This window comes from Rugamonas rubra, assembly GCF_900114705.1.
GTDB lineage: Bacteria > Pseudomonadota > Gammaproteobacteria > Burkholderiales > Burkholderiaceae_D > Rugamonas > Rugamonas rubra.
Genome location: NZ_FOTW01000011.1, coordinates 253,565 through 265,021 on the forward strand (window position 1 = coordinate 253,565; position 11,457 = coordinate 265,021).

Genomic DNA, 11,457 nt, shown 5'->3' on the forward strand with positions numbered 1-11,457 from the left:
ATGGGCGTCGAGATCGAACGCAAGTTCCTGCTGCGCGGCGACGCCTGGAAGAGCCTGGGCGAGCCGGTGTTGCTGCGCCAGGGCTACCTGTCGTCGGAGCGCGAGCGGGTGGTGCGGGTGCGCATCGAGAACGGCCAGGGCATGCTCACCATCAAGGGCGCCAACGTCGGCGCCAGCCGCGGCGAGTGGGAGTATCCGATTCCGCTGGCCGACGCCGAGCAGCTGCTCGACGGCCTGTGCGAGCGGCCGCTGATCGAGAAGTACCGGCGCCGCATCGAGTTCGCCGGCAACGTCTGGGAGGTCGACGAGTTCCTCGGCGCCAACGACGGCCTGGTCGTCGCCGAGATCGAGCTGGCCAGCGAGGACCAGGCCTTCGAGCGGCCCGACTGGGTCGGCGACGAGGTCAGCGACGACGCCCGCTACTTCAACGCCAACCTGATCCGCAAGCCGTATTCGCTCTGGTAGTCGGCCGTTCGGCCGCACAACCAGCCACGCCAGCGGCACCGTAGAAGTAAAAAAACCTCGCTTCGGCGAGGTTTTTTGATTGCGGGCGGTTCCCTTGCTGACATGTGCCAAGACCGGCGATCTCAAGCGATATACGATCATTGAAGTTCTCCCTTCCTTTTCCAAAAATGCCTCCTGCCAACGCCCGTCCTTTATGTTGATGAGGAACCCGTGCACGCCGAGCTCGTTCTCAAGTGCAAAGAACCCATAGAAGCGGCGAAAGTACTTGTCGGCATCCGGGAAGTCATCGGCGTCAATCAAGTAAAAGTCGGGGTCGCGCTGGCGGGGACTCCATTGGCTAGCGTGCCGAGCATGGTGCGATCCGCCTTGGGTGCTGAGCAAGTGCTAGGCACCACAGTCGTCTACTTCATGGCGGGAAACGATATGATCAAGGTCCATATCGCGGCCCGATCTCTGGCGGAAGTGCGCAAGCAGTGCGCGCGGATCGCCAGACAGCTTTCCGGTAAAATCGGCTCGGTGTCTACTGCAAATGCGAGCGTCCTGGTTTCATTGAATGGATCGGCCGAGGTGCTGATGGTTGGCGAGAGGCTGTCCTTTGCGCTGCGCCTTTGGGCAATCGCGCTGGAGAAGTTCATCGGCAAGTTTTTCCCGGCCGCTATCGCGTTTGCATTGGCAGCAATGTTCTTGTCCGGCACAACTGCAGTCGCTTCCGCAGCAATTGGCGCGGTCGCCGCCGGTGTCGGGGCGCTGGTCGAAGCGGCCATTGCCGCCGGCCGCGCGGGAGAATGGACGTGGACGTGGAGGGATTTATCATGAACTCAATGGCACATGCCAAGCCCATGCGCTTGGTCACCGATTTGGAGCGGCCGGTGTTTGACGTTCTGCGCGACCTGCCGCCTGGATACACTGTTGACATACAGCCTGACCAGGTCGAAATCGTGCCGGAATGGGGGCAGGCATTTTTCTACGAACCTGATTGCCTCGTGATGGCACCCGACGGCCGGCGCCTGCTCGTTGAAGTCAAGTCGCGCTACGCCTTGACTTTGATGAACATGGCGCTATTGACGACCATCCAGCACCACGTGCAAGTTAGCGGTGCGGAGTTTCTGGTGCTAGTGCCGGACGCGCAGACAAAGCCATCGCCGGGCCAGTTGTTGGCGCAGTTCGACCTGCTGCATATCGCCTACCTCCACGGCTCGTCCGGCGTGGTTCCTGCCGTGCTTGGCGCTTTCCGCGACGCTACTGAAGACAGACCGCGAAAAATTGCCACGCCGTCGCAACAGTAAAAGAGCCGTTCACCGGCGTATTGGCTCTGGCACGCCATCGATTTTGTACTATGCTGGGAACATGGATGATCGCCTAATAGCGCTTGAGGCGCATTTCAACGCCATCCTTCCGACCCTCGCGACGAAGGCGGATGTCGAGGCTTTGCGTGCCGAAATTCACAAGTGGATGCTGGGAACCATTGTAGGCATGTTCATCGGCTTCGCCGGCCTGATGCTGGCCATGCAGAACATGGCGCGGCAGCCGGCCGTGGCCCAGCCCCCGGCGCCTGGCCCGGCACAGCAGACTCGGCAATTGGAAGCGCCGCCGCCGTCCATCATCGTCAATCTCCCGCCCAAATAGCAAAAGCCCCCGTTTGACCGGGGGCTTTTGTTGTCGACACCGCCGAAGCGGGGCGGCTTAGTGGAAGTGCTCGGTGCCGCTCGGCGCGTCCTCGGGCATTTCGGCGTGGGCCAGCTCGCCGACCGGGTCGGCGAACAGCGGCGCGCCGCAGTCGTCGCAGAACTCGGCCACGTAGCGCTCGCTGTGCTTCTTGATGGCGGTGACGCCGGCCTCGTTCAGGTAGCCGACGATCTCGTCGACCGGCGTGACCGGCTTGCCCGACACGGCGTCGGGGCCGCCCTGCACGCCGCCCTCGGGTGGCGTGCCTTCCTCGTCCTCCTGGCCGTACAGCGGCCAGACCACGCCGTAGATCACGTCCGGCGCCTGGCGCTGGGTGAAGCCGATGCGGTATTCGTCGACCTGGCCGTCGGCCGACTCCTCGCCGAAGCCGGCGATCACGGCGCGCAGCTCGGAGGCCTCGACGCCCAGGGTGTGCGTCAGGTAGTGCACGGCGGCGCGGATCGACACCGGACGGATCAGCTTGTCCGCCTCGCGGCAGGCCATGTAGTAGGCCTCCGGCAGCAGCAGCTCGATGCCGCAGCCGGGCAGCAGGCGCGCCACGGTCGGCGTCGCCTGGGCGCGCCACTGCTCCAGCGCCTTGCCGCGCTCGGCGATGAAGTTGGCCTGGTTGGCCGGCATCTGCCAGCGGAACAGCGGGCCGCCGGCCGGCGCCACCACGGCCACCAGCAGGTAGCGCGTGTCGGCCAGGAAGGGCGCCGTCTCCGGCGCCTTGTTGTCGGCCTTCAGCGCCGTGCCCTTCAGCGCGGCCTGGGCCAGCTTGTGGGTCTTGGCGTAGGTCTCGACGTGGCTGCGCGGCAGCTGGTCGATCGAGTACAGCGCCGGCGACATGGCCACCTGCGTGCCGTCGGCCAGCAGGTGGGCGGCGAAGTGGGCCGACAGCGTGCTCAGCAGCTCGCCCGAGATGGCGCCGGAGGCGATCGAGAAGCGGGTCCAGGCCAGGATGGGCGCGGCCACCAGCAGCACGTCGTACTGGGTCGGCACGCCGGCCACGTCGACGGTGACGGTGGTCGACTCGCTGACCGCCTCGACGCCGTCCATCAACACGTCGTAGGCGTTCAAGTCTTCCTTGAACAGGCTGTTGAGCGTGGTGTCGATGGTGTCCTGGTGGCCGGTCTTGAGGAGTTTCTGAAGCTGCGCATCGAGGCTGTGCTCCCAGGCCCGCTCTTCGACGCGGCTGGCCGCCTGGCCGACGGCTTGGGAGAAGGTCACAAGGCGTTGGCTCTCGGCGGACAATTTATGGGATGAATCTTTGGATGGACGACGCATAGCGGCTATAAGAGTCTCGGTAAAAGTGGAAAAAGCGGATCAGTCAAGCAAATGATAACCCTTATGTGACGTATTGTAGTGGATTCGCGCACATCGCGGCACCTCGATGGGCGATTGCGCCGCCGGCGTCCTTCGAGGGTCAGACCCTGAGGGTCTGACCCTGGCTTCGGCGTCCCGGGGTGGGGCAAAAAAAACGCCGGACGAATCCGGCGCTTTCCGCTCACCCGGCGCGGCCGGGCTTAGGCGGCCAGCAGCTGGCGCAGCACGAAGGGCAGGATGCCGCCGTGCTTGTAGTAGTCGACCTCGATCGGCGTGTCGATGCGCAGCAGCACCTTGACGTCCTGGCTGGAGCCGTCGGCGCGGTGGATCACCAGCGTGGCCAGTTGTTGCGGCTTGATCTCGCCCTCCAGGCCCTTCAGGTCGTAGACCTCCTTGCCGGTGATGCCGAGCGTCTCGACGCTGTCGTTGCCGATGAACTGCAGCGGCAGCACGCCCATGCCGACCAGGTTGGAGCGGTGGATGCGTTCGAACGAGCGCACGATCACCGCCTTCACGCCCAGCAGCTGGGTGCCCTTGGCGGCCCAGTCGCGCGACGAGCCGGTGCCGTACTCCTCGCCGCCGAACACCATGGTCGGCGTGCCGGCCGCGACGTACTTCATCGCCGCGTCGTAGATCGACAGCTGTTCGCCGCTCGGTTGGTGGATGGTGATGCCGCCCTCGACGGCCGAGCCGTCGGCCTTGGCCGGGATCATCTTGTTCTTGATGCGCACGTTGGCGAAGGTGCCGCGCATCATGATCTCGTGGTTGCCGCGGCGCGAGCCGTAGGAGTTGAAGTCCGCCTTCAGCACGCCGTTGGCCAGCAGCCATTGGCCGGCCGGGCCGTCCTCCTTGATCGAGCCGGCCGGCGAAATGTGGTCGGTGGTGATCGAGTCGCCGAACACGCCCAGCGCGCGCGCGCCCTGGATGCCGGTGGCGGCCGCCTTCGGCTCCATGGTGAAGCCGTCGAAGAAGGGCGGCTCGGCGATGTAGGTCGAGGCCGGCCAGTTGTAGACCTGGCCCTCGGTCGAGGAGACGTCCTGCCACAGCTTGCCGGGGTTGCCCTTGACGTCGGCGTAGTTGGCCTTGAACACCTTCGAGTTCATGGCGAACTTCATCAGCTTGGCGATCTCCTTCGAGCTCGGCCAGATGTCGCCCAGGTAGACGTCCTGGCCGTCCTTGCCCTTGCCGACCGGCTGCGTCATCAGGTCGACCGTCATGTTGCCGGCGATGGCGTAGGCCACCACCAGCGGCGGCGAGGCGAGGAAGTTGGAGCGGATGTTCGGGTGGATGCGCGCCTCGAAGTTGCGGTTGCCCGACAGCACGGCCGAGGCCACGATGTCGTTGCTGCTGATGGCCGCGTTCAGTTCCGGCGTCAGGTCGCCGGCGTTGCCGATGCAGGTGGTGCAACCGTAGGCGGTGACGCCGAAGCCGAGCTGCTCCAGGTAGGGCAGCAGGCCGGCGGCGGTCAGGTATTCGGTCACCACGCGCGAGCCGGGCGCCAGCGAGGTCTTGATGTGCGGCGCCACCGTCAGGCCGGCCTCGACCGCCTTCTTGGCCAGCAGGCCGGCGGCCAGCAGCACGCTCGGGTTGGAGGTGTTGGTGCAGGAGGTGATGGCGGCGATCAGCACGTCGCCGTTCTTCACGTTCACGCCGTTGCTGGTGGTGTAGTTCCGGTTCAGGTCCTCGGCTTTTTTGTTGAAGCCGTTTTCCGTGGTCGGCTTGGAGAACAGCTCGGTGAAGTTGTTCTTGACGTTGCCGATCTCGATGCGGTCCTGCGGCCGCTTGGGGCCGGCCAGCGACGGCGTCACCGAGGTCAAATTCAGTTCCACCACGCGGGTGTAGTCGATCTCGCCGGCCTTGGGCACGCCGTACAGGCCCTGCGCCTTGAAGTAGCCGGCGAAGGCGTCGATCTCGGCCTTGCTGCGGCCGGTGCCCTCGAAGTACTCGATGGTGGCGTCGTCGACCGGGAAGAAGCCCATGGTGGCGCCGTATTCGGGCGCCATGTTGGCGATGGTGGCGCGGTCGGTCAGCGACAGCGTCTCGGTGCCTTCGCCGAAGAACTCGACGAACTTGCCGACGACCTTCTCCTTGCGCAGCAGTTCGGTGATGGTCAGCACCAGGTCGGTCGCGGTGCAGCCTTCGCGCAGCACGCCGGTCAGGTTGACGCCGATCACGTCCGGGGTCAGGAAGTAGACCGGCTGGCCCAGCATGCCGGCCTCGGCCTCGATGCCGCCGACGCCCCAGCCGACCACGCCGATGCCGTTGATCATGGTGGTGTGCGAGTCGGTGCCGACCAGGGTGTCGGGGAAGTAGACGCCGTCGGCCGCCTTGTGCACGCCGCGCGCCAGGTATTCCAGGTTGACCTGGTGGACGATGCCGAAGCCCGGCGGCACCACGCCGAAGGTGTCGAAGGCCTGCATGCCCCATTTCATGAACTGGTAGCGCTCGTTGTTGCGCGAGAACTCCAGCTTCATGTTCAGGTCCAGCGCGTTCTTCTCGCGGAAGTGGTCGATGGTCACCGAGTGGTCGACCACCAGGTCGACCGGCACCAGCGGCTCGATCTTCTTGGCGTCGATACCCATCTTGTTGGCGACGTTGCGCATCGCCGCCAGGTCGGCCAGCAGCGGCACGCCGGTGAAGTCCTGCAACACCACGCGCGCCACCACGAAGGGGATCTCGTCGGTGCGCTCGCCGGTCGGCGCCCAGCCGGCCAGCTGCTTGATGTGCTCCTCGGTGACCTTCTTGCCGTCGCAGTTGCGCAGCACCGATTCCAGCACCAGGCGGATCGATACCGGCAGGCGCGAGACCTTCAGGCCCAGGCTTTTCTCCAGCGCCGGTAGCGAGTAGAACTGGCCCTTCTTGCCTGCCGAAATAGTGAAATCCTTGAGCGTGTTCAGAGTGTTGCGGGACATGACTTCTCCTTCAGTGGGTATCGTCTATTCTTGATTTTCAGTGTGACCATGGTGCTGCGCGGCGCCCGCCGGGGAGGGGGGCGCCGCCTACATCAAAGCTTGGCCTCGGCCGGCGCGGCCGGCGCGGCGCTGACCGGGGCCAGCTGCTCGGCGTTGCGGCACTCGTTGGCCAGCTGGCGGTTCTGCTTGGAGTCGAGCAGCATGCCCTTGGCCGGGATGCCGATCCAGACCAGGCCGTACAGCTTGTTCTCGAAGCGCAGCGCGCCCGTCTCGGTGCCGACCCGGGTCAGCCGGTGCAGCCGCTTCTTCCAGCGCAGCGCGATGTGGTTGTCGTCGTCGACGTTCTTGAAGATGGTGATCTTGTTGCCCAGCTCGCAGTGGAAGTCGGTGATGGCCGAGCCGGCCACGGCCGGCTCGTCGGCCTCCTCGTCGGGCGTCTTGGCCACGGCCTTGGCCTCGGCCGCCTTGACGGCCTTGTGCTTGACCGGCTTCTTGACTTCGGCCTGGGCGCTGGCGGCCAGGGTGAGGGAGGCCAGCGCGAGGCTGCAGGCCATGAATAATTTGGAGATGGACATCAGATTGTTTCCTGTGGGTGGACGTTGGAGCTGCCGTTGATCAACGCGACGACCGACTCCGGCAAAGCCAGGCCGGCCAGTTTGGCGCGTTGCAAAACGGTCCAATAATATCGGTAGCTGGCGCGGTCGTGCAAGCGCCCGTTCTGCGCGATCGGCCCCCATTGCGCCAGTTGCGCCTCGTGCAGGATGGTGGCCGCCTCGTTGACCTCGGACAGGCGCGGCGTGAAGGCCTTGATGACCGGCTTGATCTGGTTCGGATGGATGCTCCACATCCGCGTGAAGCCGAACTCGGCGGCGGCGCGCTGGGCGTCGTTGGCGGCCACGGCGGTGTCCTTGATCTCGGTCGTCACGTTGTGCGACGGCACCTTGCCGTGGGCGTGGCAGGCGGCGGCGATCTCCAGCTTGGCGCGCACCACCAGCGGGTGGCTGAACTGGCCCGGCGTGCGCATGGCGTTGCCTGGAATGGCGCCGTAGTGGGCCGAGACGAAGTCCATGATGCCGAACGACAGGCACTCGACCTGCGGCAGGGCGGCGATGGCGTAGGCCTCGCGCAGCGCGCCGTGGGTCTCGATGAGCACGTGCACCGGCAGGTCGGCGCGCCCGGCCGCCAGCGCGTGGCGGTTGATCAGTTCGATCGCGGCGGCCACCTCGGCGGCGCCGTGCACCTTGGGCAGCACGATGTAGGCCAGCTTGGCGGCGGCGCCGCAGATGGTGGCGACGTCGTTGGCGAAGTGCGGGCTGGCGGTGTCGTGCACGCGCGCGCCGATGCGCGAGAACTTGTTGTCGGCCGAGGCGACCAGCTCGGCCACCAGGCGGGCGTGGGCCTCCTCGTTGCCGGCGCTGGCGCCGTCCTCGCAGTCGAGGGTGATGTCGAACAGCGGGCCAAGCTCTTGTTGCAAGGCGATCGATTTACGCATCAGCTTTTCGGCGCCGGCGTAGTGGTCGCAGGCCGGCAGGAGCAACGGCTGGCGATTGCCTTGGAATAAAACCTCGGTTGGGTGCATGCGGGATGGGGGTGGTGTTGCGGTTGCGGCGGTCGCGGTGGCGGCCGGCAGGGTGGCGTCCGTCGGGCTGGCCGGGGGCGCTGCGGGGGAGGCTTCGGGTGAGGCTGAATACGACTCCGCCGCGCTGCTCTCGGCAGCGCGGCGGGTGCGGCGGATCGGTGGTTTAACCGGTTCCACGGTCGCTGTGTGGATTAGCCCAGCAGGTGTTTCACGCCGTTTTGCTCTTCCAGCAGTTCGTTCAGGGTGACATTGATGCGCTCTTGCGAGAATTCATCGACGCTCAGGCCCTGGACGATCTTGTACTCGCCGTTTTCGGTGGTGACCGGGAAGCCGAACATCACGCCTTCCGGAATACCGTAGGAGCCGTCCGAAGGGATGCCCATGGTGGTCCACTTGCCGGCGGTGCCGAGCACCCAATCATGCACGTGGTCGATGGCGGCGTTGGCTGCCGACGCTGCCGACGACAGGCCGCGCGCTTCGATGATGGCGCCACCGCGCTTGCCGACGGTCGGCAGGAACACGTCCTTGTTCCACACGTCGTCGTTGATCATGGTCTTGACCGATTGGCCGTCGATTTCGGCGTAGCGGTAGTCGGCGTACATGGTCGGCGAGTGGTTGCCCCAGACGAACAGTTTTTCGATCGAAGCGACCGGCTTGCCGGTTTTCGCGGCGATTTGCGAGGCGGCGCGGTTGTGGTCCAGGCGCAGCATGGCGGTGAAGTTCTTGGCCGGCAGCGAAGGCGCCGATTTCATCGCGATGTAGGCGTTGGTGTTGGCAGGGTTGCCGACCACCAGCACTTTGACGTTGCGCGAGGCGACGGCGTCGAGCGCCTTGCCCTGCACGGTGAAGATCTGCGCGTTGGCTTCCAGCAGGTCCTTGCGTTCCATGCCTGGGCCGCGTGGACGGGCGCCGACCAGCAGGGCGACGTCGGCGTCTTTGAAGGCGGTCATCGGATCGGCGTGGGCGGTCATGCCGGCCAGCAGCGGGAAGGCGCAGTCGTCGATTTCCATCATGACGCCTTTGAGGGCCTTCTGGGCGCGCTCGTCGTTGATTTCCAGCAGTTGCAGGATGACCGGCTGGTCTTTGCCGAGCATGTCGCCGTTGGCGATGCGGAACAGCAGGGAATAGCCGATCTGGCCGGCGGCGCCGGTGACAGCAACACGCATTGGGGTTTTAGCCATGATGAATCTCCAAAGTGGGAATGAAAACGTCTGAAGCTGGGCCTACGCTTATTCGGGAAAACAGTAATGATACCAAAACCGGCGGCCTTGTCGGGCCGATATTCGCGGCCGCGCCCGGGCCAATTCCGGCCTGGCCGCCGCGCCGCGCCGGGCGGCGCCGCCCTGCGGGCCGGCGCCAACGGCGTCGCGTTGACCTTTGTTGCTACAGGGACTATGCTTTTCTTGCTCGTGGCGGCCGCGCCGCCATGCCGGAAACCGCATGGTTGGCGAGTGTAGGCTGCTTGAAACCATCTGTCAATCGTATCTTATGTCTTATATAAGACACATAAGTTAAGCGTCTTTTTGCTGGACGGGAAGGGGCTTTTGTGTTGAAATCTCGCCCTATGAATCCCGTCCCGCCCAACCCGAGCCAGAATCCCGCCGCCGCCACCACAGGCGGGGCGGTCGGCCCGACCGCGGCAAGCGCAGGCCCGTCGAGCTCGCCAACCTTTTCCCCACTGTACCAGCAAATCAAGGCGCTCATCACGCAGAGCCTGCAGTCGGGCGAGTGGAAGCCCGGCGAGCTGATTCCCAGCGAGGTCGAACTGGCCAACCGCTTCAAGGTCAGCCAGGGCACCGTGCGCAAGGCCATCGACGAGCTGGCCGCCGAGAACCTGGTCATGCGCCGCCAGGGCAAGGGCACCTTCGTCTCGACCCACCACGAGGCGCGCGCCCACTTCCGCTTCCTGCGCCTGATGCCCGACGAGGGCGTGCCGCACTATCCGGAGAGCCGCTTCATCGAGGTCAAGCGCATGCGCGCCCCGGCCGACGTGGCCCGCCTGCTCGACCTGAAGTCCGGCGACGCCGTCATCTTCGTCAAGCGGGTGCAGTATTTCGACGGCATGCCGACCATCGTCGAGGAGCTCTGGCTGCCCGGGCTGACCTTCAAGGGCCTGACCGCCGAGCGCCTGGTCGAGTACAAGGGGCCGATGTACGGCCTGTTCGAGTCCGAGTTCGGCACCCGCATGATCCGCGCCGCCGAGAAGATCCGCGCCGTCTGCGCCGACGCCGGCGCCGCCGCGCTGCTGCAGATCGCCGCCGGCACGCCGCTGCTGTGTTCCGAACGCGTCTCGTTCACCTATGGCGACAAGCCGGTCGAATTGCGCCGTGGCCTGTATTCGACCGAGCGGCACCATTACCAGAACGATTTGAATTGACGTTTTGAATGAATTGGATTGAATCGCCTGAACCGAATTAACGCCGGCCTTGAACCGGCCTCGAACCAGACGCCGGCGCCCCGATGGGGCAAGATGGCCTGGTTTGAAAAATGATGAGACCGTCGGCGTTCAGCGCCGGCGCGGCACGGGGTCCGCAACGCTAGCTTGTTGTTTTGTAAAGCGTTGTTGTGCTGAATATACGTTGAACTACAGAAAGTAGCGCGCGGTCGGTGTTGTAAAACACTATTTTCGTTATATGTAACGATAGATATTGGTCTGAACTATGAAAATAGGCGAAAATCGCAGTCTCAATATTTTTTGTCAAAGCTTAAGGGAGGTCTTGTTATGTCTGAAGCCGTAAGGGAAGTACCAAAAAAAGAGCGGCCGGAATTTCGGAATATTCACGTCACGGAATTGTCGAACTACCGCTTGCCCTTAGCCGGCATCGTATCCATCCTGCACCGCATCAGCGGTTTCATGATGTTTGCCTTGTTGCCAGTGGTGTTGTATCTGCTGGAGTTGTCGCTCCGTTCGGAAATCTCCTTCGCCTATTTCCAAGGCATCGCCTCGCACCCGCTGTGCAAATTGGTGATCCTGGCGCTGGTCTGGGGTTATATGCAGCACTTCTGCGCCGGCGTGCGCCACCTGTTCATGGACCTGCACTTCGGCCTGGACAAGGATTCGGCCCGTAAATCGGCCGCCAGCGTGCTGGTGATCAGCCTGACCGCGACCCTGTTGGTCGCCCTCAAATTGTTTGGAGTGTTCTGATGGCAAATAACAATATCGGCCCAAAACGCCTGGTAGTGGGCGCCCACTACGGCCTGCGCGACTGGCTGGCCCAGCGCGTCACCGGCGTGCTGATGGTGGCCTACACCGTGGTCCTGCTGGTCGCCTTCCTGACCGGCAACAACTTCACGTATGAAGGCTGGGCCGGCCTGTTCGCCCAGCAGTGGTTCAAGCTGATCAGCGCCGTCACCCTGTTCGGCCTGTTCTATCACGCCTGGGTAGGTGTGCGCGACATCTGGATGGACTACGTCAAGTCCATCGGTCTGCGTCTGACCCTGCAAATTGCCACCATGCTGTGGTTGATCGCTTGCGCGTTTTACGCAGTGCAAATTCTCTGGAGTGTTTAA

General features: G+C 64.3%; 12 protein-coding genes. 7 read left to right on the forward strand and 5 right to left on the reverse strand.

Features of this window, described 5'->3' with window-relative positions:
- The 4 genes from BM252_RS13090 to BM252_RS13105 all read left to right on the forward strand — a co-directional run bounded on the left by BM252_RS13090 (position 1) and on the right by BM252_RS13105 (position 2,091).
- Complete coding sequence (locus BM252_RS13090) at positions 1-465, forward strand: CYTH domain-containing protein (RefSeq protein ID WP_093388013.1); 465 nt, start codon at positions 1-3, stop codon at positions 463-465.
- A gap of 210 nt (positions 466-675) precedes the next feature.
- A complete protein-coding gene (locus BM252_RS13095; protein WP_093388014.1) occupies positions 676-1,281 on the forward strand; it encodes a hypothetical protein in 606 nt (201 codons plus the stop codon).
- Positions 1,278-1,751, forward strand: a complete 474-nt coding sequence (locus tag BM252_RS13100; RefSeq protein WP_139236476.1) for a hypothetical protein — start codon at positions 1,278-1,280, stop codon at positions 1,749-1,751. The genes BM252_RS13095 and BM252_RS13100 overlap by 4 nt, the downstream gene beginning before the upstream one ends.
- A gap of 61 nt (positions 1,752-1,812) precedes the next feature.
- On the forward strand, positions 1,813-2,091 hold the full coding sequence (locus BM252_RS13105) for a hypothetical protein (RefSeq protein WP_093388017.1): 279 nt from the start codon (positions 1,813-1,815) through the stop codon (positions 2,089-2,091).
- 57 nt (positions 2,092-2,148) lie between these two features.
- Here BM252_RS13105 and BM252_RS13110 read toward each other — a convergent pair whose 3' ends face one another.
- The 5 genes from BM252_RS13110 to BM252_RS13130 form a co-directional block, all read right to left on the reverse strand.
- Positions 2,149-3,417 (reverse strand): DUF2863 family protein, encoded by a 1,269-nt coding sequence (locus BM252_RS13110; RefSeq protein ID WP_093388019.1) that lies wholly within the window; start codon positions 3,415-3,417, stop codon positions 2,149-2,151.
- 239 nt (positions 3,418-3,656) lie between these two features.
- Positions 3,657-6,368, reverse strand: coding sequence for an aconitate hydratase AcnA (acnA, locus tag BM252_RS13115; RefSeq protein ID WP_093388020.1), 2,712 nt, complete (start codon positions 6,366-6,368; stop codon positions 3,657-3,659).
- Positions 6,369-6,460: 92 nt separating this feature from the next.
- Positions 6,461-6,943 carry a hypothetical protein gene (locus tag BM252_RS13120; protein ID WP_093388022.1) on the reverse strand — a complete coding sequence of 161 codons (483 nt, stop codon included), beginning with the start codon at positions 6,941-6,943 and terminating at the stop codon, positions 6,461-6,463.
- A complete protein-coding gene (locus tag BM252_RS13125; protein ID WP_093388024.1) occupies positions 6,943-7,947 on the reverse strand; it encodes an HpcH/HpaI aldolase/citrate lyase family protein in 1,005 nt (334 codons plus the stop codon). The genes BM252_RS13120 and BM252_RS13125 overlap by 1 nt, the downstream gene beginning before the upstream one ends.
- A gap of 191 nt (positions 7,948-8,138) precedes the next feature.
- On the reverse strand, positions 8,139-9,128 hold the full coding sequence (locus tag BM252_RS13130; protein ID WP_093388026.1) for a malate dehydrogenase: 990 nt from the start codon (positions 9,126-9,128) through the stop codon (positions 8,139-8,141).
- 383 nt (positions 9,129-9,511) lie between these two features.
- Here BM252_RS13130 and BM252_RS13135 point away from each other — a divergent pair, with 383 nt between their 5' ends.
- From BM252_RS13135 to sdhD, 3 genes are all read left to right on the forward strand, one after another.
- The gene (locus tag BM252_RS13135) at positions 9,512-10,324 is read left to right on the forward strand and encodes a GntR family transcriptional regulator (protein WP_093388027.1); all 813 of its coding nucleotides are present in this window, start codon (positions 9,512-9,514) and stop codon (positions 10,322-10,324) included.
- 345 nt (positions 10,325-10,669) lie between these two features.
- The gene (sdhC, locus tag BM252_RS13140) at positions 10,670-11,092 is read left to right on the forward strand and encodes a succinate dehydrogenase, cytochrome b556 subunit (RefSeq protein ID WP_093388029.1); all 423 of its coding nucleotides are present in this window, start codon (positions 10,670-10,672) and stop codon (positions 11,090-11,092) included.
- Positions 11,092-11,457: a succinate dehydrogenase, hydrophobic membrane anchor protein gene (gene sdhD / locus BM252_RS13145; protein ID WP_093388031.1), complete on the forward strand. Its 366-nt coding sequence runs from the start codon at positions 11,092-11,094 to the stop codon at positions 11,455-11,457. Before sdhC ends, sdhD begins: the two co-directional genes overlap by 1 nt.